Source organism: Streptomyces sp. NPDC104307 (genome assembly GCF_055584045.1).
The window spans coordinates 41140-63991 of sequence record NZ_JBVJMU010000018.1; the positions used below are offsets into that span (position 1 = coordinate 41140).

General features: G+C 72.2%; 16 protein-coding genes. 6 read left to right on the top strand and 10 right to left on the bottom strand.

Annotation, left to right across the window (positions count from 1 at the left end; all coding sequences use genetic code 11):
• Nucleotides 1-179 precede the first annotated feature (179 nt).
• The 4 genes from ACZ601_RS32295 to ACZ601_RS32310 form a co-directional block, all read right to left on the bottom strand.
• Entirely contained in the window at nt 180-1217 is a 1038-nt protein-coding gene (locus tag ACZ601_RS32295; RefSeq protein ID WP_440574549.1) for a BMP family lipoprotein, read from the bottom strand.
• Between the two features lie 138 nt (nt 1218-1355).
• Nucleotides 1356-2594: an amidohydrolase gene (locus tag ACZ601_RS32300; protein ID WP_440574550.1), complete on the bottom strand. Its 1239-nt coding sequence runs from the start codon at nt 2592-2594 to the stop codon at nt 1356-1358.
• A 297-nt stretch (nt 2595-2891) separates the two neighbouring features.
• Nucleotides 2892-3443, bottom strand: a complete 552-nt coding sequence (locus tag ACZ601_RS32305; protein WP_469544647.1) for a hypothetical protein — start codon at nt 3441-3443, stop codon at nt 2892-2894.
• Between the two features lie 230 nt (nt 3444-3673).
• Entirely contained in the window at nt 3674-6682 is a 3009-nt protein-coding gene (locus ACZ601_RS32310; RefSeq protein WP_469544649.1) for a S8 family serine peptidase, read from the bottom strand.
• A 283-nt stretch (nt 6683-6965) separates the two neighbouring features.
• Between ACZ601_RS32310 and ACZ601_RS32315 the strand changes: the two genes are divergently transcribed.
• From ACZ601_RS32315 to ACZ601_RS32325, 3 genes are all read left to right on the top strand, one after another.
• Nucleotides 6966-7946 carry a helix-turn-helix domain-containing protein gene (locus ACZ601_RS32315; protein ID WP_469544651.1) on the top strand — a complete coding sequence of 327 codons (981 nt, stop codon included), beginning with the start codon at nt 6966-6968 and terminating at the stop codon, nt 7944-7946.
• A gap of 184 nt (nt 7947-8130) precedes the next feature.
• Entirely contained in the window at nt 8131-8376 is a 246-nt protein-coding gene (locus ACZ601_RS32320; RefSeq protein WP_469544653.1) for a type II toxin-antitoxin system Phd/YefM family antitoxin, read from the top strand.
• The gene (locus ACZ601_RS32325; RefSeq protein WP_469544654.1) at nt 8373-8747 is read left to right on the top strand and encodes a type II toxin-antitoxin system VapC family toxin; all 375 of its coding nucleotides are present in this window, start codon (nt 8373-8375) and stop codon (nt 8745-8747) included. The genes ACZ601_RS32320 and ACZ601_RS32325 overlap by 4 nt, the downstream gene beginning before the upstream one ends.
• A gap of 35 nt (nt 8748-8782) precedes the next feature.
• On the opposite strand, the gene ACZ601_RS32330 is transcribed toward ACZ601_RS32325, so the two are convergent.
• From ACZ601_RS32330 to ACZ601_RS32345, 4 genes are read right to left on the bottom strand one after another with little or no spacing between them, the layout of a single operon-like run.
• Nucleotides 8783-9841, bottom strand: coding sequence for a hypothetical protein (locus ACZ601_RS32330; protein ID WP_469544655.1), 1059 nt, complete (start codon nt 9839-9841; stop codon nt 8783-8785).
• A gap of 11 nt (nt 9842-9852) precedes the next feature.
• A complete protein-coding gene (locus ACZ601_RS32335; protein WP_401923750.1) occupies nt 9853-10788 on the bottom strand; it encodes an N-acetylneuraminate synthase family protein in 936 nt (311 codons plus the stop codon).
• Between the two features lie 15 nt (nt 10789-10803).
• Nucleotides 10804-12036, bottom strand: coding sequence for a cytidylyltransferase domain-containing protein (locus ACZ601_RS32340; RefSeq protein WP_469544658.1), 1233 nt, complete (start codon nt 12034-12036; stop codon nt 10804-10806).
• A 32-nt stretch (nt 12037-12068) separates the two neighbouring features.
• Nucleotides 12069-13460 (bottom strand): DUF6716 putative glycosyltransferase, encoded by a 1392-nt coding sequence (locus ACZ601_RS32345; RefSeq protein ID WP_469544660.1) that lies wholly within the window; start codon nt 13458-13460, stop codon nt 12069-12071.
• 220 nt (nt 13461-13680) lie between these two features.
• Here ACZ601_RS32345 and ACZ601_RS32350 point away from each other — a divergent pair, with 220 nt between their 5' ends.
• Nucleotides 13681-14661: a glycosyltransferase family 2 protein gene (locus ACZ601_RS32350; protein ID WP_440576665.1), complete on the top strand. Its 981-nt coding sequence runs from the start codon at nt 13681-13683 to the stop codon at nt 14659-14661.
• Nucleotides 14658-16061, top strand: coding sequence for a polysialyltransferase family glycosyltransferase (locus tag ACZ601_RS32355; RefSeq protein ID WP_469544662.1), 1404 nt, complete (start codon nt 14658-14660; stop codon nt 16059-16061). The genes ACZ601_RS32350 and ACZ601_RS32355 overlap by 4 nt, the downstream gene beginning before the upstream one ends.
• Before the next feature lie 77 nt (nt 16062-16138).
• Here ACZ601_RS32355 and ACZ601_RS32360 read toward each other — a convergent pair whose 3' ends face one another.
• Nucleotides 16139-18478 carry a glycosyltransferase gene (locus tag ACZ601_RS32360; protein WP_469544663.1) on the bottom strand — a complete coding sequence of 780 codons (2340 nt, stop codon included), beginning with the start codon at nt 18476-18478 and terminating at the stop codon, nt 16139-16141.
• Nucleotides 18475-20076, bottom strand: a complete 1602-nt coding sequence (locus ACZ601_RS32365; protein WP_469544665.1) for a MalT transcriptional regulator family protein — start codon at nt 20074-20076, stop codon at nt 18475-18477. The genes ACZ601_RS32360 and ACZ601_RS32365 overlap by 4 nt, the downstream gene beginning before the upstream one ends.
• A 266-nt stretch (nt 20077-20342) precedes the next feature.
• Between ACZ601_RS32365 and ACZ601_RS32370 the strand changes: the two genes are divergently transcribed.
• Nucleotides 20343-22850 (top strand): YfhO family protein, encoded by a 2508-nt coding sequence (locus tag ACZ601_RS32370; RefSeq protein ID WP_469544667.1) that lies wholly within the window; start codon nt 20343-20345, stop codon nt 22848-22850.
• Nucleotides 22851-22852: the final 2 nt, after the last annotated feature.

The window sequence follows — 22852 nt, forward strand, 5'->3', positions numbered from 1 at the left end:
CGGGGGCGGAAAAAGGTACCGCGCCCGAGCGGGCGCTACGCGCGTAGCGCTCCCGAATCGTTGGCCACCCGTTTACAGGTGGCGTACCGGGGCCGGTGACCCCCGTCGCGGGGGTACGTGAATCGGGGCCCGGGTGAGCGGTGGAAGCCGCTCCCCCGGGCCCCGATCGACGGGCCGGATCAGGTCGTGGACTTGACCTTGATGGTGCCGTCGACGATCTTCTTCTTCGCGGCGTCCAGCTGGGTCTGGATGTCCTTGAGGTGGTCACCCGTGGGGGTCAGGCTGACGCCACCCTTGGCCAGGGAGTACGTCGTCGTGCCGGTCATCGGCTTGCCGTCCTTGACGGACTTGACCAGGTCGAAGACACCGGCGTCGACGTTCTTGACGACCGAGGTCAGGATCGTGTCCTTGTACTTCGCCAGCGCCGGGTCCTTGGCCTGGTCGGAGTCGACACCGATGGACCAGGCGCCCTTCTTGCCCGCGACGGCCTCGATCGAACCGGCGCCCGAGCCGCCCGCGGCGGCGAAGATGACGTCGACACCCTTGTCGAGCATGCCCTTGGCGGCTTCCTTGCCCTTGTCGGGGCTACCGAAGCCGGACAGGTCGGAACCGGTGGACAGGTACTGGATCTGCACCGTGGCCTTGGGCTTCGTGTCCGTGACGCCCTGCCGGAAGCCGGCGGCGAACTTCTTGATCAGCGGGAGGTCCACACCGCCGATGAAGCCGACCTTGCCGTCCTTGGACTTCAGCGCGGCCGCGACTCCGGCGAGGTAGGAGCCCTGCTCCTCGGTGAAGACGATCGAGTTGACGTTCTTCACGTCGGACACCGAGTCGACCAGGCCGAAGTTGACCTTCGGGTACTTGGGAGCGATCTTGTCGACCGCTTCCTTGTACGCGAAGCCGATCGCGATGACCGGGTTGTAGCCGCCTTCTGCGAGCGACTGGAGACGCTGGTCGCGGTCGGCCGAGCTCTCACCGGTCTTGGCGGTGAGCTCCTTGGTCTCTGCGCCGAACTCGGCCTTGGCCTTGTCCAGACCACGGGCCGCGGAGTCGTTGAACGAGTTGTCACCCCGGCCGCCCACGTCGTAGGCCATGCCGATCTTCATCTTGCCGTCGGAGCTGCTGGACTCGTCGGACGAGCTGCCGCAGGCGGTGGCAGTGAGGGCGAGCGCCGCGGCAATGGCACACGCGGCGGTGATCTTGGATACCGGGCGCAAGGGAAGGCTCCTTCAAACCTGACCGAAGCGCCTCTTCCGGCGCTGGTTTCGCGGCGATCGTAACGCGCGTAGATGTCAGATAAAGCCCTGTACGGAAGCCGTTATCGGATCGTCGCGAACCGGGAGTGACCTGTCCGGTTACAGATGATTGCCGTCGAGCAACGCAGCGGCGGTGAAGAGCTCCACTCCAACGGTGATCGCCTCCTCGTCCGCGTCGAAATTGCCCCGGTGCAGGTCCAGACCGCGGGGGTCGCCGGGGGTACGCACCCCGAGCCGTGCCATCGCGCCCGGCACGTGCTCCAGGTACCAGGAGAAATCCTCCCCGCCCAGGCTCTGTTCGGTGTCCTCGATCGCATACGATCCGCGGCGGGCGGTCATGGCACCGGTGAGCAGATCGATCGTCGCGGCGTCGTTGACGACGGGCGGGACGCCCCGGATGTAGTTGATCACCGACTTGGCCCGGTGCATTCCGGCCACCTCGTCGATGGCGGCGTGCACCAGGTCGGGGGCGTCCCGCCAGGCGGCCAGATCCAGGCAGCGAACCGTGCCGGAGAGCTCGGCGTGTTGCGGGATCACGTTGCAGGCGTGCCCGGTCTCCAGCCGCCCCCAGGTCACCGCGAGCCCGGCCCGCGCGTCGACCCGGCGGGCCAGCAGCGCGGGGACGTCCGTGGCCACCCGGGCGGCGGCGGTGACCAGGTCGGTGGTCAGGTGCGGGCGGGCGGTGTGGCCGCCGGGCCCGTCCAGGGACAGCTCCAGCCGGTCGCAGGCGGAGGTGATCGCCCCGACCCGCAGCCCGATCCGCCCCACGTCGACCTTCGGGTCGCAGTGCACCCCGATGATCCGGCCGACGCCCTCCAGCACCCCGGAGTCGATCGCGTCGGGCGCCCCGCCGGGCAGCACCTCCTCGGCCGGCTGGAAGATCAGCCGCACCGGGTTGGGCAGCAGCCCGTCCCGGTCGAGGGCGGCGAGCACGAGGCCGGCGCCGAGCACGGTGGTGGTGTGGATGTCGTGCCCGCAGGCGTGCGCCCGGTCGGGCACGGTGGAGCGGTACGGGACGCCCGTCTTGGTGTCCGGGATCGGCAGCGCGTCGATGTCGGCCCGCAGCGCCAGCATCGGCCGGGTGTCCCCGCTCCTGGTCCCCACGTCGCACATCAGCCCGGTCCCGGTGGCGAGCACCCTCGGCTCCAGGCCCGCCAGCTCCAGCCGGGCCTTGATGGCCGCGGTGGTCCGGAACTCCTGGTTGCCGAGCTCGGGGTGCATGTGCAGGTCACGCCGGAAGGCGATCAGTTCGGCGCGCAGCGCTTCGGGCAGCGTGCCGGGCAGGACCTCTCCTGCGGGCGGCCGGGCTTCACGGAGGCGGGACGTCGAGTGGTTCACCCGGTAAAGGGTAAAGCCCTTCCCCCTCCAACTGACCATGAAACAAGAAAAGTTCAGCCACATAGACGAATAAATGACTGGAGCACGGCGTGTGAGCCGATGCCGGGGTGGGTACACTCGCGCGCTCCACCGCAGCTCTGCCACGACTCCGCCGCCGCTCCACCACGAGTCGGCCCCGGGCAACAACGGCGTGCCTGCGCCTGGCTCAGCCACGTCAGGTTCGCCGAGTACCTGCGGGCGGGGACGGTCGCGCCGCCGTCGTGGGCCGCGCCGTCATCGCGGCAGGCGAGCACCCAGTCAGTTCGGCAGCCCCCGGCGCATCGGGAAGAGGGCCAGTCCGATGCACAGGGCTCCCACCGCCAGCAGGTCCAGACTGATGGCCGCCATGACGACTCCGGCCAGCACCAGCAGTGGGGACCAGGCCGGGACCTCGCCGCGCCGGAAGAGCGCGAGCAGCGTGACGAGCGCCAGCAGGCCCAGCCAGAACAGCAGCGGCACCACCGTGTAGACCACCGGCATCACACCGGGCACATCCTGCACCTTCTCGAATATCTCGCTCATGGCCCGGTCATCCGCCGCGACGAACCCGGCCACCAGGTCGATGACCGCCTGGACCGCGACCGCGGCCGCCCCCAGCAGCCCGGCTCCGGAGGCCACCCGGAAGGCCAGCCGTCTGCCGCCACGTAGCCCGCCCGGCGGACGCAGACCGAGGAGGACCGGAACGAACGCGATCACGGCGGCCAGGAAGAGCAGATGAGCCGCCGACCACCACACCCCGGGCCCGTAGTCGCCCACCGCCCGCCCTGCCAGCCGCACCAGCCCGTAGCCGGCCATCAGGGCCGGTGCCACAAGGAAAACCGTTACGGTCGAATTGTTTTGACGCTGCGTCATGTCTGTCTTCTGCATGCCTCGATGATCAGCTCGGCGCGACCCTGCCCGCTATCGGGGATGACCCCGGGCCGACCCCGATCAGGACGCACTGACCACCTCGGGGCGGACTCGGGGTCGGCGCCCGCGACCACGGGCACGGCTGTGCGGTGGCGGCGCTCCCGCGCCGCCACCGCTTCAGGGGCCCGGGGTCAGTTGAGGGTCAGGACGGTGCCCGCGCCGTTGGCGTACTCGATCCAGGCGGTGGACCGGGCGTCCGACGGGATGCCCGACCAGGCAGCGGTCAGATCGGTCGGGGTGCCGGGGGTCGCGTGGGCGTGGTCGGGCGTGACGGTGACCTTGCCGGTGGCCGCAGGGGCGTCGGTGACGTTGTTCACCTGGTAGGTGTACGGGATGACGCTCTCGCCGGTACCGCTGCCGTCGACCGAGACGAGGGCCACGAAGATCTTCCCGGCCTCGGGCTGCCGCAGGGTGAGGGTGACGGTTCCGTCGCTGTCGGGGTCGGCCAGCGCGAGGTCCGTCGGGGCACCGTTGACCATCCGCCCCCAGACGACACCGGCGATGTCGCCCTCCGCGACGTCGAAGTGGGCCGAGATCTGGGTGGCCCTGGTACCGGCCGGGATGACCGCTTCGTAGTCGGCCTCACCGTTTCCGGTCAGGGTGCCCCTGGTGAGGGGCGCGGAGACGGGGCCGCGGGCGGTGGCCACCAGGGTCTTGGTGGCCGGGGTGACGGAGTAGGTGCTTTCGCCGTGGGTGCCGGTGCCCTTGATCTCCTCGGGGGCGTGAATGCTCTGCGGGGTGACGACGATCGGGCTGCGGACCGTGGTGCGGCCGGACGTCCAGGTCAGGGAACCGGTGTCGACGGCGCCCGCGCGTGCGGTGGTCACCTTGAGCTTGACGGTGAAGGTGCGCTTCTGCCCGGCGTGGCTGAAGCGCAGGACGGACGGGGAGACCGTGGCCTTGATGCCGGGGAGGTCGACCTTGGCGCGGTAGGTGCCGGCCGAGGTGGCGGTGACGGTGCGGGTGACGGTCTGACTGCCGAACAGCTCACCGATGGCGATCGAGGGGTAGTTGAGGTCGCTGGGGTCGATGGCCCTGGTCCCGGTGCCGGTGTCGACGCCGGAGCCTTCGAGGTAGCCGAGCCAGTCCCGCTCCGAGGAGTCGTAGACGAGTCCGGGCCGGAGCATGTCCGTGGCCTCGACCTCGCCGGAGCCCTGGGCGAAGGCGTCGGTGCTGTTCTTGCCGTCGGAGGTCTTGGTCGGCGAAGCGGTGGTCATCATGGCCGACTTGACGCTCATGGGCGACCAGTTCGGGTGCTCGGAGAAGTAGAGCGCCGCGAGGCCCGCGATGTGCGGGGCGGCCATGGAGGTGCCGGAGTAGAAGTCGAAGTCCCGGCCCTGGTTACCGGGCGGGGCCACCGCGGCGAGGATGGTGGCGCCGGGCGCGGTGATGTCGGGCTTGAGCAGGTCACCGTTGCCGACGAGGGAGGGGCCGCGCGAGGAGAAGCTCGTGACCTGTGGGTAGGGGGTGCTGCCGGTGGCGCCGCGGGTGAGGGTGGCGGTGGCGTTGTCCGTGGCGGCGTAGTCGCGTACGGCGGTGGCGTCGGACCCGGTCAGGTGGACGGTCGGCACGGAGTGCAGGTCGCCGTCGGTGCTCTCGCCGTGGAGGTTGGCCAGGACCATGCCGATGCCCCCGGCCCGCTCGACCTCGGCGGACTTCGCGACGCGGTCGACGGTGCCCCGGTCGCAGACGACTATCTTTCCGGCGGTGCGTGCGGGGTCGAGGGTGTCCTTGACGCAGACGTCGGCCTCGGTGGCGTCGGCGCCGTCCGCCTTGACGGCGGCGGCACGGACCAGGGGCGCGGAGCCGACGGTCCTGCGCACGCTGGTGCTGATACCGGCGTAGCTCTTCCCGTTCCCGAGCGTGACGGTTCCGCTGTACGGGGCGATGGTCCCGGCGGCGACCGTGGTGGTCCAGGGGGCGGTGTTGTCGAGGCTGGAGGCGTCGGGGCCGGTGTTGCCCCCGGCGGTGGAGACGAAGATCCCGGCGGCGGCGGCGTTGCGGAGCGCGGTCTGCGCGGGGTCGTCGTAGTCGCTCTCGAACTGGGCGCCGAGGGAGTAGTTGATGACGTCGACGCCGTCCGCCGTGGCCTGGTCGATGGCGGCGACCAGGTCGCTGGTCAGGCCGCCGCTCTGCGTGCCGTCCTTGCTCTGCCAGAGCGCCTTGTAGACGGCCACGGCAGCCGCGGGCGCGACGCCGGAGACGGTGCCGAAGTCGGTGCCGCCGACGGTGGCCCGGACATCGGCGTTGCCGGCCGCGGTCGACGCGGTGTGGGTGCCGTGGCCCTCGCCGTCACGGGCGGAGAAGTAGTCGGGGTCGAAGTCGGGGAACGCCTGGACCCAGCCGTCGGCGAAGTAGCGGGCGCTGATGATCTTCTCGTTGCAGTCGGCGGCCGTGAAGCTGTCGCCGGTCTGGCAGGTGCCGGTGAATTTGGTGCCGTCCGCCTTGGGCATCACCGTGGTGGTGCCGTCCAGGTAGGGCCGGTAACGGTCCTTCTCGGCAGGCTTCTTGACCGGCTTTCGGGCCTTGAGCGCGGGGGCCTTGAACGAGGCGCTCTCGGGCCAGATGCCGGTGTCGATGTCACCGATGACGACGCCCCGGCCGGCCTTGGCGCTGCCGCCGAGCGAGGCCCACAGGCCCTTGCGGCCCGAGAGCCCGAGGAAGTCCGTGGAGTTCTTGTCGTCGGTGGTGTGGTGGAGCCGGTCGGGGGCGATGCCGGTGACGCCCTTGGTGGCGGCGAGCCGGACGAGCTGACGGGCGGTGAGCCGCGCGCTGAAGGTGTTGGTGGTGACGGCGTAGTGCTGGCGGACCGTGGCGCCGACCTCCTTGGCGACCTGGGCCTGTTCGTCGACCAGGTGGGTGCGGTAGCGCTTGGCGTTGGCGGCGCCGACGTCGAGCTTGCGGCCCTCGGCGGGCCGGGTGGCGGGGATGCCGTCGACCCTGCCGTCGTAGGTGACGAGCGGCTGGCCGGCCAGGGTGACCAGGTAGACGCCGGCGGCGAGGGGATTCGCGGAGCCTGCGGCGGCGGTGGCGGGGGTGGCGAGGGGCAGGCTGACAGCGGCGAGGGTGGTGGTGAGCAGAGCGCCGATGGTGCCGCGTCGTATGCGGGTGCGGGACGCTCTTCGTGGCCGAGGTGACACGAGTTTCCTCACAGGGGTCCGGGCATGCCGGGCAGGCGAGCGGGGGTCGCTCGCCTCGCGGGGCGTGGGCCGAGGGCTGGGGTGGTCGGACCGCCGTTCACGTGGAGCGATCGACCGGCGGTCCCTCAGGAGTGAACGCTGTGCGATCACTTGCTGTCCAGATAATCTGTTGGCGTCTTTGGCCTGGTGACCAAACGCGCCACCTGGGAGAGGACGGTCGGCCGTGACTGACTGCCGTACCTGTCCGGGGGCTCCCCCACACGTAGGACTGGGGAGGCTGGTTGTGCTGGAAGCGGTGGGCGTGAGCCCGTTCGACGAGGGTGTGTACCGAGCGGTGCTGTCGGGATCGCAGAGCGCGGTGCGCGATCTCGCGGAGAGCGCGGGGGCCGGGGTGGCCCGGACGGGGCAGGCGCTCACGCGTCTGGCCGGCCTGGGGCTGGTACGGCGGGTGGGGCGGGGCCAGTGGGAGGCGGTGAGTCCGCGTGCGGCGCTGGCGGCACTGCTGCACCGGCGCCGCTCGGAGGCGGAGACCGCGTTCGCGGATGTGGAGACGGGCTTCGCCGATCTGAGCCGCCTGCACCGGGCCGGACAGCTGGGGTCTGACCCGGGCTCTCTGGTGCAGGTGCTGACGGGGCGGGAGGTGATGATGCGGAAGATCGAGGAGCTGAGCCGGTCCGTCACCACGCACCAGTGGACCCTGGACAAGCCGCCCTATCTGGAGCAGGTGGGTCAGCCGCAGGTCGACGAGCGGGAGGCGGCGACGACCCGGGCGTGGGTGGAGCGCGGGGTGGACATCCGGAGCGTGTACTGCCTGGAGTCGATCGAGCCGCCCGGACGGCTGGGCACGATCCTCAATCTGACGGCGGCCGGGGAGCAGTCGCGGCTGTTGCCGCACCTTCCGCTGAAGGCACGGATCGTGGACCGGCGGGTCGCGGTGGTGCCGCTGACGGGGGGCAGCAAGGACTCCATCGTGCTGGTGCATCCCTCGCACCTGCTGGACGGGCTGATGGAGCTGTTCGAGGCGTACTGGGAACGGGCCGAGCCCCTGGTCGCGGAGGCGCCGGACGCGGTGGAGGGGCCCAGCGAGGAGGAGCTGATGCTGGTGCGCCTGTTGCACTCCGGCTACAAGGACCAGGCGATCGCGCGGCAGTTGGACGTCAGCGTCCGGACGGCGACGCGCCGGGTGGCCGCGCTGATGCAGAGGCTGGACGCGGGCACGCGGTTCCAGGCCGGGGTGCGGGCGCGGGAACGGGGGTGGGTGTGAGGGGCGCGGCGCTGCGGGCGGAACTCTCCGGGGCGCGGGGCGTCCTGGCGCGCCGCGTCCCGAAGGGCGGATAGCCCGGCGCGGGGGCGTGGCGGCCCGGGCTCGTCGGGTCAGGGAGCCGGATCGCGATGTAGGGTTAGTCCAGTGGTTAGTCCACCTACCGCTCCGCCCCTGCGAGGCAGCCATGGAAGCAGCGCGCCAGTACAACGTCCATGAGGCCAAGACGCACCTCTCCCGCATCCTGGAGCAGGTGGCCACCGGCGAGGAAGTGGTGATTTGCAAAGCCGGGGAACCGGTGGCCAAGGTGGTGCCGCTCCGGGCCCGGGTGAACCGGAGCGGGCGCGGGTCACTGCGGGGGCAGATCCGCATCGGGGCCGACTTCGACGAGCTGCCGGACGATATCGCCGGCGCCTTCGGGATGCGCGGATGAAGATGCTGCTCGACACCCATGTCGTCCTGTGGTGGCTCGACGACTCCGCCGAGCTGTCGGACGAGGTCAAAGGCCTGCTGGACACGGAGCCCTCGGTCTTCGTCAGCGCGGTCAGCCCGTGGGAGATCGCGATCAAGCAGTCACTCGGGAAGCTCGAAGGGCCGCATGACCTCGCGGAACGGGTGCGGGACAGCCAGTTCCTCTCGCTTCCGGTCACCGCGGGCCACGGCGTACGGGCGGGCAGGCTGCCGGAACACCACCGCGATCCCTTTGACCGGATACTGATCGCGCAGGCTCAGACCGAGGGGATGACCATCCTGACCCGGGACAAGTGGATCCCCTCCTACGACGTGCGGGTCATGCCCGTCTGACCCTGCCCGGACGGCCGGGCAGGGGCCGCCAGGCCTCACGCCTCCCTGACCACCGCCGTAGCCCGCCAGGGCGCCAGGCGCTGGACGTCGCGGGCCGTCTCCGTGACGCCGGACAGGAAGCCCTGGGCGCGCGGGGACGCCGTTTCGTGGAGCCACTCCGGGGCGATGTCGCAGACCGCGACCTTCACGTCGGTGCCGACCAGGGCCAGCGGCAGGGTGTGGACCACCGTGGAGGGGAAGCTCAGGACCGTGCGGCCGATCGGGCCCCGACGGGCGATGAGTTCCAGCGGGAGGTCGGGGCGGACGATCTCCAGGCCGGTGGCGGCCTCCAGGGCGTGGAGCTTCTCGGTGGACTCGCGGCGGTGGGCGAAGTAGCGGGTGGCGCCGTGGGTGCGGGCCAGCTCCGCGACCGCCTCCAGGTACGGGGCGCGGTCGACCACGCCGGTCTCCACCAGGGAGGTGCCGACCAGGTCCGCGCCCTTGGTGAGCAGCGGCGGGCCGAAGCGGGAGCGGGTCCAGGAGAAGGTGTTGGGGATGAGGGAGATGCCGGGCGGCGGGATCACCGGCATCGCGGTGAACAGCTCGACCTCGCGGGCCGCCGACGGGGTGAAGCGGCGGCGCGCGGTGGCGGTGACCGGGGCCAGGGCCAGGTCGCGGGGGTTCGTTCCGCCGCGCCGGTGCCAGCGGGTCAGGCGTTCGCCTCGGGTGAGCTGGGCGACGAACTCCATGGTGGCGGTGCCGTCGTCGACCACGGTGAGGCGGCGGGGCCTGACCAGGGTGAGCAGTAGCTGTACGTAGCGGGAGAACGGGTCCCCGATGACGATGTGGTCGGCGTTGCGGACGAGCCGGGTCAGGGCGCGCAGCGACTTCAGGGGGGTGCCCGAGTCGCCGCGCGCCTCCTGCCAGCGCACGGTGACGCCCTCGTCGCGGGCCAGCTCCGCCATCCGGCGCAGCTGACCGCGCGACATCGGGTCGACCGGAGGGAGGACGACGACGGTGACGTCCGCGAGGACGCGGCCGCCGCCTCCCTCTGTGTAGGCCCACTCCAGGACGTTCAGGAGCTGGACCGGGCTCTCGACGAAGGCGAGGTTCACCGGTCGGCCCGTCAGACCGTGAGCGGCTCGGCGGCCTGGGCCGTCTCACCGCTCTCCGCGACGACGCCCGGGACCCGGCGGAGCTTCTTCATCGGGCCGAGCTCCGACTCGTACACCTTCTTGACGCCGTCGCCGAGGGAGGCCTCGATGGTGCGGATGTCGCGGACGAGGCGGGTGAGGCCCTGCGGCTCGACGGAGGCGGCCTGGTCGGAGCCCCACATGGCGCGGTCGAGGGTGATGTGGCGCTCGACGAAGGCCGCGCCGAGCGCGACGGCGGCGAGGGTGGTCTGGAGGCCCGTCTCGTGGCCGCTGTAGCCGATCGGGACGTTGGGGTACTCCTGCTGGAGGGTGTTGATGACCCGCAGGTTGAGCTCCTCCGCCTTCGCCGGGTACGTCGAAGTGGCGTGGCAGAGCAGGATGTTGTCCGAGCCGAGCACCTCGACCGCGTGGCGGATCTGGCGCGGGGTCGACATGCCGGTGGAGAGGATCACCGTGCGGCCGGTGGCGCGCAGCGAGCGCAGCAGCTCGTCGTCGGTGAGGGAGGCGGAGGCGACCTTGTGGGCGGGGACGTCGAACTTCTCCAGGAAGGCGACGGCCTCGGTGTCCCACGGGGAGGCGAACCAGTCGATGCCGCGCTCGGCGCAGTGCTCGGAGATGGCGCGGTACTCGGTCTCGCCGAACTCGACGCGGTGGCGGTAGTCGATGTACGTCATCCGGCCCCAGGGGGTGTCGCGCTCGATGTCCCACTGGTCGCGCGGGGTGCAGATCTCCGGGGTGCGCTTCTGGAACTTGACGGCGTCGCAGCCGGCTTCGGCGGCCACGTCGATCAGCGCGAGGGCGTTGTCGAGGTCGCCGTTGTGGTTGATGCCGATCTCGCCCGTGACGTAGACGGGGTTGCCGGGGCCCGCGGTGCGGGTGCCGAGGGTGCGCAGTCGGGAGGTGCTCATGAGGGTGTTCCTTAGCTACTTGGTGGGGGTGGTGGTGAGGGTGGGGCCGAGCAGCCAGGCCGCGATCTCGCGGATGGCGCCGGAGCCGCCGGGGGTGGTCGTCACGGCGCGCGCCGCGGCGCGTACCGAGTCGTGGGCGCTCGCGACGGCGACGGGCCAGCCGGCGAGGGCGAAGCAGGGGAGGTCGTTGACGTCGTTGCCGACGTACAGGACCCGTTCGGGGGCGATGGACTGCTCGTCGCACCACTGCTTGAGCGCGAGGTCCTTGCGGTCGATGCCGTGCAGGACGGGGACGCGGAGCTTGTGGGCGCGGGCGGCGACGACCGGGTTCTGTTCCGTGGAGAGGATCAGGAGGGGGACGCCCGCCTTGCGCAGGGCGGCGATGCCGAGTCCGTCGCCCCGGTGCACGGCGACCGTCTCGCGGCCGTCGGCGTCGATGAGGACCCGGTCGTCGGTCTGGGTGCCGTCGAAGTCGAGGACGACCGCGTCGATGTCCTCGCGGGTGGGCAGCGGCGCCGGGTCGAGCAGCGGCGCGAGCGCGCGGGCTCGGGCCAGGTCGTGCGGGTCGTCGATCTCCAGGACGCGTGCCGGGTCGGTGCGCACCAGTGCGGTGTGGCCGAAGAAGCGGTGCCGGTGGGTGCGGAATCCGGCCGCGTCCATCGCGTAGGCGGCGCCCGTCTCAAGCAGGTCCTCGGGCCGGTCCTGGCGGCGCGGGCGGACCGACTTGTCGTGGTTGACGCCGTAGTTGTGGTCCTCGACCGCGCTGCCGTCGCGCCACAGGAAGCCGTGGAACGGGGCGACGGTGACGGCCGAGTCCGCGCCTTCGCGGGCGACGGCGGCGGCGACGCCGTCGATGTCCTCGCGGGCGACGAAGGGGCTGGTGCACTGGACGAGGAGGACGACGTCCACGCTCCGGTCGTACGCGGCCTCGTAGCTGTCCATCGCGTGCAGCACGGCGGCCTCGCTGGTCGCGGTGTCCCCCGCGATGGCCTCCGGGCGCTGTACGCAGTGCAGGCGTGCGGTCTCGCCGAGCGCTTCTGCGGCGGCGCGGGCAGCCTCTGCGACGGCCGGGGCGTCGGTCGTCACGACGACGTCCGTCACCTCGGCCGAGGCGAGGCAGGCGCGGACCGCGCGGACGACCAGCGGTACGCCGCCGACCTGGGCGAGGTTCTTGGCCGGTACGCCCTTGGATCCGCCTCTGGCGGGGATCACCGCGAGCACGGTGGGCCGTGCGGTGGGCTGCGTCATCGCTGCTCCAGTGGGTGTCGTGGTGGTGGTGTTCACAGCTCGCCCAGTCGTCGGACGACCGGGGCGACGCGCTGGACGCCGTGCCGGTAGGCGCCCCTGGCGGCGTCGCGTACCGCTTCGCGTACCGCTCCCCTGACCCGGCCGCGCTCACCGGTCGCGGTGGCGCCCGGCAGCGGGTGGCCGTCGGGGGCCAGGTGGTGGCGGGCGAGGATGCCGGGGAGGTAGCCGGGGGCGGTGGCGGGCGTGTAGTAGGGCGTGAGGTCCGGCAGCCGGTCCCGCTCGGCGAGCAGGGCGGTGACCCGGGCCCGTGCGGTGTCGTAGGCGCTCCCGTAGCCGCCGTCGGCCGCGACGCCCTGGCCGGACAGCCACGTGGCGTCGGGTTGCGGATGGGCGCCGCCGTCCAGGTGGTCCCAGGAGGTGAGCAGTCCGGAGCCGATGAAGTGGTGGTTGCCGAGGGTCTCGCGCACCCCGAGGTCGGTGAGGACGGCGGTGGGAATGCGCCGGTGCAGGGATTCCAGGGCGGCGGTCGAGGAGACGGTGACCAGCAGGTCGGTGCGGTCCAGGACCTCGCCCATGTGCCCGTACACCAGGCGGAAGTTGGGCGGGAGCCCGCCGGGCAGCCGCTCGGCGAGCCGCTGGTACGGGAGTTCCTCGATGTGCGTGGTGTGCTCGCCGGGCTTGGAGCGCAGTTTGAGGAGCACCTCGCGCTCCGGGTGCAGCCTGGCGTGCTCGACGAGCCTGCGCAGCAGGTACGTACGGTCGGCGCGGGAGGCCGGTACGGAGGGCTGCGCGGCGAACACGACGGTGTCGCGACCCGGTTCGGGTCGGTGCGGCTCGCCGCCGAGGAAGGGCAGCGCGGCCTCGGTGACGGCCGAGGCGTCGGCGCCCACTCCCTCGTACACCGCGCGGAAGCGCTCCGCGTCGTCGCGGGAGTTGGCGAGGACGACGTCGGCGCCGTGCCGCAGCAGCAGCCCGTCCGCGAGCTTCTCGTAGACGACGCCGACATAGCCGGTGACGACGACGGGGCGCGCGGGCGTCCGCAGTGCGGCGAGGCCGTGCAGCATCGCCTGGACGGCGCCGCCGACCAGCGCGAGGACCACCAGGTCGTAGCCCTCGTCCCGCACGGTGCGCAGGAACTCGGCGGCCGTCACCTCGCGGACCCGGCCGGGATCGATGCCGACGTCCCCGACCTCGGCCAGCTGGCGCGGCGTCGGGGTGGCCCGGCCGCGCAGCAGCAGTCCGCTGATCTCCGCCCGGGGCGCGTCCGCGCGGCCACCGCCCGAGGTCAGCCGGCGCGCGGTGAGCGCGCCCCACTTCCATCGGGTGTCGGAGTCCGCGAGCACGGCGACCCGGAGCACCGGGGGCGAGGCGCCTGCGGATTCCGGTTCTGCCGGCGAAGCCGAATTGCTTTTACTGGGGGGCACGTCCTAGAAGGTAGGAAGGTCCGGGGGTGCGCAGCCCAACGTGACAGCAACAAAGGGTTAACAGCCCGCCGACGATTACCCAACCCGCAGCCCGGCTGCTTGAACGGGCCCAGAACGCGCCCCTGGATGCTTACCGGTTCATCATTTCGACGGGCGCCGTTCACCTCGTGTCCGTACGGCCGAAAGGGCGAATGCCCGGCCCGGAACTAGCGTGACGCGGGTGGTTAAGCTCTCGGTCATCGTGCCGTTCTACAACGTGCAGACATACGCCCCCGACACCCTGAGAAGCCTGCGGGCGAACGCCCGCGAGGACTTCGAGTTCATTCTCGTCGACGACTGCTCGACCGACGGGACCGCGGACATGCTGCGCCGCGCGCAGGAGGAGATTCCGGGGGTGGTCGTCCGCAGCCATCAGCAGAACGGCGGACTGGCCACCGCCCGGAACACCGGTCTGGACGCGGCCCGCGGCGAGTACCTCGCCTTCCTGGACGGGGACGACTGGCTCGCCCCCGGTTACTACGCCGATCTGCTGGCCAGGACCGAGGCGCTGGGCTGCGACTTCGTCCGTACCGACCATGTCCAGGCCGACGGCAGGACCCGTACCGTCCAGCGCGTCCCGCACGGCCCCAGGAACGTGGTCTCCGCGCCCAGGGACGCGATCCTGCCCGCCGGGCGCTCCACCTCGGTCGACTACGCGTACGCCTGGGCGGGCCTCTACCACCGCAGACTGCTGGACCGGGGGCTGCTGCACTTCACGGACGGGCTGCGCACGGCGGAGGACCGGCCGTGGATCTGGCGGCTGCACCGGGAAGCGGATTCCTTCGCGGTGCTGGGACTTCTCGGAATCTTCTACCGACGCGGCGTCGCCTCGTCGCTCACCCAGATCGGTGACATGCGCCAGCTCGATTTCATTCGCTCGTTCGACCAGGTCATAAGGGAAACAGCGGCGGACCGGGATGCGGCGGAACTCCTGCCGAAAGCGGTCCGCAACTATTGCGCGATCATTTCCCATCACATGGGTTCGATCGAAAGGTTCGAGCCGGCCGTGGCGCGCGCCCTGAAAACGATGAGCGCCGGCGCACTGGGGCGAATGCCGCAGGATGTGCTGGACGCGGCCATCGACTCGATGGACGTCAAGCGGGCGACGCTGCTGCGCCGGCTGCGGCGGCGGTCCGCCGCGAAGGAGGTGGCGGCCGCGTGAGCAGCAGCCGGGAACGTACGACGCAGATCTTCTTCGCCTCCACCCTCTACGGCACGGCCACGCTCGCCGCCGCCCTGGACGCGGGGCTCTTCGAGGACGCCGGTCGCCGCGTCCTGCTCGTCTCAAACAACGCGGCGATCCCGGAGACGGCGACCGCCCTCGACGCGATGCCCGGGTTCGACGTGCTGCGCGGCCGGTTCGACGACGTCGTGTCGTGGAACGCGACGATCGCCCCGCACCACCCGGGCGCCTGGTCCCCGCGCCCGGACGACGTACCGCTGTGGGAACGGCATCTGCGGCTCGCCTGGGGACTGGGCGACGACGCCGTCGAGCTCGCCGTGGAGTCGATCCAGGTCGACCCGGCCATGGCGGTCGCCCAGATCTTCACCGGCGTACCGGTCGATGTGTACGCGGACGGGCTGATGAGCTACGGGCCGACCCGGAACAAGATCGACCCGCTGGTCGGCACCCGGGTGCGGCGGCTGCTCCACCTCGACCTGGTGCCGGGGCTGCGGCCGCTGCTGCTCACGGAGTTCGGCGTGGAGCCGGAGACCGTGCCGACCGACGCGTTCCTCAAGGTGCTCGGCGAACTGGGCGACGCGCCGGACGTCGCGGCGGGGGTGCCGTCCATCGAGGCGCCCGCGCTGCTGCTCGGCCAGTACCTCTCCGCGCTCGGCCTGATCAGCGCGGCCGAGGAGGAGGAGCTGCACCTGCGGATGATGCGCGGCGCGGTCCGGCTGGGCCACTCCCGGCTGGTCTTCAAACCGCACCCGACGGCCCCTGCGCAGTGGTCGCGCGGCATGGCGGCGGAGGCGGCGAGGCTCGGCGCGGAGCTGACCGTGCTGGACGCGGGGGTGCTCACCGCCCCGGTCCTGGCCGAGGTGCTGTACCGGCGGATGCGGCCCGCGCTGGTCGTCGGCTGCTTCTCGACGGCGCTGCTCACGGCGTCCGCGTTCTACGGGCTGCCGGTGGCCCGGGTCGGTACGGACACCCTGCTGGAGCGGCTGACGCCGTACGAGAACAGCAACCGGGTCCCGGTCACGCTGGTGGACGCGCTGGTGCCGGACCTGGAGGACCCCGACCCGGCCCCGGCTCCGGCAGTCCCCGCCGTGACGCCGGACGGGCTGAACGACCTGGCGGCGGACGGGCTGAACGACCTGGTGCGGGCGGTCGGCTTCGCCATGCAGCCGAAGATCTATCCGGGGCTCCGGCCGGTCGCGGAGCGGTATCTCGCCGCCCGTCCGGCGGCCGCGACCCGGCGCTACTTCAAGCGCAGGCGGCTGACCGCGCTCGCGCTGCCGGGCGGGGTGCCGCAGCAGTTCGGGTTCCTGCCGCGCAGTGCGGCGGTGCGCCGGGTGGCGCGGCGAGCGAAGGCGCTGCGGCCGGGCGCCAGGCGGTGAGGTCGCTTTAGGTACGGGTGAGGGGGCGGGGTGCCGGTCGGCGCCCCGCCCCCTCACCCGTACCGCCCGTCGTGGTGTCAGACGCGCACGCCCGCCTGGATCAGCCGGAGGTCCGCGGCGTTCGCCTCCGTGACCTTCCACAGTTCCTGCTGGCGTCCGTGCACATCGGCCACCGCCGCCGCGTGGTCGTCCAGCAGCCCGGCCGCCCGCTCCACCAGCCGCGCCCCGAGGTGCCGGTCGTGGACGGAGATGCCCCACTCGGGCCGCTCGATGTCGGCCAGGAAGTACGCCATCTTCGGGTGCGAGATCAGGCTGATGACCGGGGTGCCGCAGCCGAACGGGATCATGCCCGCGTGCCCGCGCATCCCGATGACCAGCTTCGTCCGGGCGTAGGTGTCCCGGATCGCGTCGTTGCCGAAGTCGTACATCGGGATCACCGGCAGCGCGATGCCGTGCTCGCGCCGCAGGTCGAACGCGATCCGCTCGTCGTCCAGCGAGTGGGCGACGCACTTCACCTCTGCGTACTTGCCGAGCCCCTGCACGGCGGTGGCCATCTCGGCGAGGAAGTGCCCGTAGTCGTGGCCGAAGCGGAGCCCGGCGCGGTCGTACGCGGCGTTGACGAGCACGGTGTTCTCGCGCTCCGCCGGATCGGTCCAGCCGTCCACCAGCTGCCGGGTGACGGTGGTCGGGCAGGGCTGGAAGCGGACCTTGTCGTGCAGCGAGGCGGGCAGCAGCTCGCGGACCTTCGCGATCGAGCCGTGGTTGCGGAGCCCGAAGAACGCGGAGCGCTCCACCAGCTTGCGCAGTGAGGAGAGGAACCGCTCCCGGCCGTGCCCGTACGCCTGGCCGTCGAAGGCGTTGAAGCCGACCGCGTACACCATGACGGGGACGTCGATCCGCTCCAGCAACGCGTCGGGGACGTTCCACTGCCAGCCGCTGTTGCCGTTCGGCGCGGTGTCCGGAATGAACAGGCCGCCACCGCCGATGACGAGACCGCGCCTCGCGTTGACCCGTTCCAGCGCGGCCTCGTCGAACAGCCGGTGGGCGTGGACGGAGTGCCAGCGGGCCGGCCCGGTGTCGCGGCCGAAGGCGAGGCGGACGCTTTCCGGGAGGAGCTTGTCCCCGGCGTTGCCCTGCCGGTCCATGTAGAAGGCGACATGCGCCAGTTGGTCTTCGGGCGCTCCCTCCGCGGGCGCCTCGGCGTCCCGGGTGCGCTGGTACATCAGCCGGTTTCCCCGGTGGGTGGGGTCGACGCCGAGCCCGTCGAGCGCGTACCGCGCCGCGCTCGTGTCGTCGCCGTGGATCCAGGCGATCTGGGCGAGCCGCGAGAAGGCGGTGGCGGCCCGGTTGGGGGCGGCGGCGGCCAGCAGGAGCTGGGCGCGGGCCTCCTCGTAGCGGGAGACGCTCATCAGCGCGTGGCCGAGCACCTCGTGCGGCCAGGCCTCGTCCACCGGGATCCGGACGGAGCCGAGGAGTTCGGCCGCCTCCTGGTACTCACCGGCGACGATGTGCGCGGTGGCGACCCGGCGGGCACTGTCGGGATCGGCGGTGCGGCGGACGTGCGGGGTGCCGTAGTGCACCAGCAGGTCGTGGTGCTTGGTGCCGGGCCGGGCCAGGTAGGCGGCGTGGAACTCGGCGTCGGACAGCTCGAACTCGCGCCAGCGGTCCTCGGCCTGTCCGTATCCCGCCTCGCCGCCCTGCCAGGGCTTGTGCCGGCCGGTGAAGTGCAGGATCGCGGTGGTGTCCGGCACCGGGAGGTCGCCGGAGAGCCGCCGCTTGACGAAGTTGTAGCGGGAGTCGAGCTGTACGAAGTCGCCGTCGAGCACGGCGTTCAGGATGCCCTGGTCGTGCTTGTCCAGCTCGTACGCGCCCGAGCGGCCGGTCTCGTCGATCCGGGCACAGAACGCGTCGCTCAGGTACTCGCGCTGGATGACCAACAGCCCGCTGTTGAGCTTGTGCTGACCGTAGAAGAACTGAGGTACGGCGGCGAGTCCCTCGCGCAGCCGAAGCAGTTCGTCCAGCGCGCCGAGGACCACCATGTCGGTGTCCAGCGTGATCACGGTGTCGTAGTCGCGCACCCGGAACACGTCCAGGATGAAGTAGGCCTTGCGCACGAGGTAGTTGTCCTGGTCGCCCTTGGCGTACGAGTCGTAGTGCGCGGCGTCGACCCGGCGGAACTCGACGCGCGGGTGCAGCTCCCGGATGCGGGCGACGGAGGCGGGGCGCAGCCCGTCGTGCAGCACGATGAAGTCCTCGCAGACGCCCGGGTTGGACAGGGCGAGGCTGCGCAGCAGGGTGAGGAAGCCGGGCAGGTAGTTCTCGTCCACGAAGCTCGCGAAGGCGACCCGGCGCTTGCCGGTGAGCGCGTTGGCGGGCGCGGGCACGTGGGGCACGGGCGCGGGGGGCGTGGTCGTCATCGCAGTGAGATCCTCGTATCGGTGACGCTCTGGGCGCGTTCCATGACCCACGCCTTTTCGCTGGTGTACTCGTGCACGGAGGTGATGGGCATCTTCATCGCGGCGGGCAGCCGGTAGGCCCCGCTCTCGTAGAAGTCGAAGCCGATCAGGTCCAGTCGCGGGCTGACGTCCAGGTGGTCCAGCAGCCAGAGCATGTTGAAGCCGCTGGTGGGGATGGACGGCCAGACGTCCGTACCGACCTTGCCGATGTCGCGCAGCGGCCAGCGCAGCGACTCGTCTCCCAGGTACCGCTGGGCGCCCGGCACCAGCCGGGTGCGCAGCGAGTACTTCCAGTCGCCCGCGAGCCCGCCGAACACCAGCCGGGTGTGCACCTGTTGGTCCCAGTTGAAGCCGTGTTTGTGGATGCTGGCGTGGATGTCGGTGCGGCTGCCGGTGGCGGCCGGGTCTATCCGGTACGAGTTGAAGCGGACGACCAGTTCGTACGCGTCGATCTCGGCGCCCAGCGAACCGGTGCCGACTCGCTGGGAGTTGGCGATCAGGCAGATCGACTTCCCCGCGATGTGGTTGCGGAACTCGCCGAGCGTGACCCACTCGACCCCGCCGAAGGTGGGGTCCGCCACCGGTCCGCGCATCCGGCTCCGGCGCTGTCCGGCGTAGAGCGCGATCAGCTCGGTGAGGTGGGCGGCGTCGCCGTTGGCGTTGCCGTCGCGGTTGCCGTTGGCGTCGCGGTTGCCGTTGGCGTCGCGCGGGGCGGTGCGCGCGGTGGCGCCGCTGCCCGGTGCGCCGCCGGCCTCCAGGGCGAGGCCCAGGTAGTGCGCCAGGGCCTCCTGGATCTCCGGTACCGGGGCGCCGGACCGGTCCTGGGCGAGCAGTGCGCCGATCAGCCGGGACCGCGCCCGGTTCCAGTTGCCGCCCGCGTGCAGGGCGAGGCCCTCGGCCCAGGTGTCGGTGACCGGTGCCCCGGCGAAGCCCGCCGCCTCCGGGCAGTCCCGTTCCAGCATCCGCAGCAGTTCACCCTGGCGCTCCGCCCCGGCGCGCAGCCCGGCCGTCCTCGCGGCGATCCCGAAGCCGTCGTCGTCGGTGAGCGCGAGGTAGCGCCCGTACGCCTCGACGGCGTCGGCCTCCGCGCCCATGGCCTCCAGGACCCGGGCCCGCAGCCGCCAGGCCGCGCGGGAGCGGGTGCGCTGGGTCAGCACGGTGTCCGCGACGAGGGCCGCGAGCTTCAGCTCGTCCTCGTAGCCGCAGTCCAGCGCCTTGTTGCCGACCGCGAGCAGCGGGTCCATCAGCCGGTCGCCGATGATCAGCGCGGAGGCGGGGCCGGTCCTGGCGGTGCGGCGCAGCAGGGGGGCCGGGGCGGCCTGGGCGGGTGTCTGCTCCATGGCGGCGTGGGTGGCCAGCAGGTTGCGCAGGGCCTCCGCGAGCGCCGTGCGCCGCCGGTCGAGACCGGCGACCAGCTTCCCGCTGTGCGCGGCGCAGGCGCGCAGACAGGTCTCCAGTTCCGTCGGACGGACGGCGGCGAGGGAGGACGTGCCGCCGTCGGTCGGTGCCGGTTCCTCCGCGTCACGCTGCCGTGGCCAACGGGTGCGGGCTTTCGTCATGGCGCTCCAAGCGTCTGCTGCCCGTGGGGGGAAGGGGCGTAGGGGGGAGGTACGGATGTTCCTCAACCGTTCGTGGTTCCGTGGCACGCTAGGAAACCTGAACGGCCGCCGGGTGAACTCACCCTGTCGGCGCGGAGAACGGCTTCCCTTGTCGTCCGGCCCCGGTGACCCGGCGGGGACCGGCACGTGAAGGGCGGCGGTCCATCAGGTGAACCGCCTTTTCCCGCAAGGGATTTCACGATGTTCGATGACATATTCGAGCCACCATGAGGACTCCGCCGCTTCTCCGATCGCCTCGCGCCGCGGCCGCCGCCCTGGCCGCCGTGCTCACCGTCGTCACCGTCTGCGTGGGCGACGCGGTGGCCGGCGGCTACCCGTTCGGCCCGCGCACGCGCAGCGTGAACGACCTGGGCAACCAGTTCGTACCGTTCCACGCCCATCTCTGGGACCTGCTGCACGGCAGCGGGGACGGCGGGCTGCTGCTGAACTGGCAGTCCGGCTTCGGCACCAGCTTCCTGCCCGATTTCGGTACGTATCTGAGCAGCCCGTTCGCCCTGCTCGTCGGGGTGTTCCCGAGGGACCGCGTCGACCTGGCCGTCTACGTGGTCACGCTGGTGAAGACGGGGGTGGCGGCGGCGGCGATGACGTGGCTGCTCACCGCGTTGCGCCGGGGGCGCGGCCGGGAGTGGGCGGCGGCCGTGCTCGGCGCCTCGTACGCGCTGTGCGGCTGGTCGGTCGCGGAGGCGGTGTACAACCCGATGTGGCTGGACGGGCTGATCGCCTTCCCGCTGCTGTGCCTGGCCGGTGAGTGGGCGCGGACCGCGCGGCGGCCGGTGCTGGGGACGCTCCTGGTGACGCTCGCCTGGGTGTCCAACTTCTACACCGCGTACATGGCCACGCTCGGGGCCGCGCTGGTTCTGGTGGTGCGGCTGCTGCTGGAGGACGGGGAGTCGCGGGAACGGGTGCGGGGGCTGGTGCGCGCGGCACGGACGGTGGTGCTCGGCATCGGTCTGGCCGCGCCGGTCCTGCTGCCGGTCTTCCTCGGCACCGAGCACGCCTACCCGGGCTGGACGCGGGAGTTCGCCCCGGCCGCCTGGCCCGATGTCGCGGCCCGGCTGCTGCCCGCCACGTACGGATTCTTCAGCCCGGCGGTCTTCCTGGGCACGGGCGCCCTGCTGCTCGCCTGCGTGCTCGCGTTCCACCGGGGCGTGCCGCGCGCCGAGCGGTGGGTGTGGCCGGGGCTGGTGGCGGCGGTCGCGCTGTCCATGCAGTGGGGGCCGACCCATCTGCTCTGGCACGCCTTCGCGACGCCGAACGGCAGCCCGTTCCGGCAGACGTTCGTCTTCTCCGGCATCGTGGTGATCGCCGCCTGGACGTCGGTCGCCCGGAGCTGGCCGGACCGGCGGGCGCTGCTGGCCGGCGGCGGGGTGCTGGTGCTGATCGCGGCGGCGGCCGCGCCCAGCGCGCTGGTCACCCGGTGGACGTATCCGCTGTTCGCGGCGGGCCTGGTGGCGGCGGTCTGCGCGCTCGCGCTGGTGCGCGGCGGCAGGTTCCTCGCGCTCGCGGCGCTGCTGCTGGTGGGGGCACAGGCCGGGCAGGCCGCCGCCACCACGGCGTACGCCGACCGGCAGCGGCTGAAGCAGCTCGACGACTACGCGCCCTGGGGCGAGCGCCAGCGCCTCCAGGCCGACGCGGTGGCGGGCGTCGACGGCTGGCCGCGCTACCGCACGGACCCGGGTCTGGAACAGAGCACCGCCAACGACCCGTTGACGGTCGGCGGCCAGGGCGGGGCGTACTACAGCAGCCATACGCCGGACGTGACGACCCGCACCTTCCTCGCGCTCGGCGGCGGTTTCACCTCACGCGGCCGGGCCCTGCAGAGCCTGGACAACCCGGTGACCGACGCGGTGTTCTCGGTCGGCGCCCGGGTGCACATGCCGCGCGACCCGCACCAGGTCTGGAACCGCCCCGACGACCGGCCGGTGACGGTGACCCGGCGGGACGTCCCGCCGCTGGTGACGGTACGGCCGTCCGCCGGGCCTGCCGCGCCTTTCGGGCGTTCGCCGTTCCGGAACCAGGAGGAGCTGCTCGGCGCGCCGGTGTACACGCTGCCGAAGACCGTGCTGCGAAGCGCGGACGGGGCGGCCGTCACGGACCGGAACGCCTACGCGTACGAGGTGCGGTCCGGCACGTACACCCTGAGCGCGAGCTGCCCGGCCGGCAGCGAGGTGTTCCTGTGGGCCCCCGATCTGTTCGGCACCGCGCGGCTGGGCGGTGCCGGTGAACCGGCCGATCTGCGGGGCGACCTGCCCGCCCGCCGGGCCGGGATGCTGCCGCTGGGGCCCGGTGCGGGCCGGATCGCAGTGACGTTGCGGGCGGAGCGGGACGGGACCGTGCCGCACGAGGCCGTCGGCTGCCTGGATCCGGGGCGCCTCGCCGCAACGGTGGCGGGGCTGCAGCGCACGGGGGCGACGCGGGTCACGGTCTCCGGCAGCGGGGTGCACGCCGAACTCCCGGCGGGCACCGAGGGGGTCGCCGTGCTGGCCGCGCCCCGGATCGCGGGCTGGAGCTGCGACGGGCGCCCGGCCGGCTCGTACCTCGGTCTCGTCGCGGTGCCGGTGGGCGGGGGCCGGACGACGGTGGACTGCTCGTTCCGGCCGCCGGGGCTCCGCGCCGGGACGCTCACCGGGGCGGCCGCGCTGGTGGCGCTGCTGGCCACGGCGTTCGGTCCGGCGGCGCTGACCCGGATACGGCGGCGGCACGCCCGCCGGTAGCC

What these genes read in the sequence shown, in the direction of transcription:
- ACZ601_RS32320 (WP_469544653.1), top strand. Translation starts at nt 8,131, where the DNA reads ATGGAAGCAGCGCGCCAGTACAACGTCCATGAGGCCAAGACGCACCTC.
- ACZ601_RS32325 (WP_469544654.1), top strand. Translation starts at nt 8,373, where the DNA reads ATGAAGATGCTGCTCGACACCCATGTCGTCCTGTGGTGGCTCGACGAC.
- ACZ601_RS32335 (WP_401923750.1), bottom strand. Translation starts at nt 10,788, where the DNA reads ATGAGCACCTCCCGACTGCGCACCCTCGGCACCCGCACCGCGGGCCCC.
- ACZ601_RS32340 (WP_469544658.1), bottom strand. Translation starts at nt 12,036, where the DNA reads ATGACGCAGCCCACCGCACGGCCCACCGTGCTCGCGGTGATCCCCGCC.
- ACZ601_RS32360 (WP_469544663.1), bottom strand. Translation starts at nt 18,478, where the DNA reads ATGACGACCACGCCCCCCGCGCCCGTGCCCCACGTGCCCGCGCCCGCC.
- ACZ601_RS32365 (WP_469544665.1), bottom strand. Translation starts at nt 20,076, where the DNA reads ATGACGAAAGCCCGCACCCGTTGGCCACGGCAGCGTGACGCGGAGGAA.
- ACZ601_RS32370 (WP_469544667.1), top strand. Translation starts at nt 20,343, where the DNA reads ATGAGGACTCCGCCGCTTCTCCGATCGCCTCGCGCCGCGGCCGCCGCC.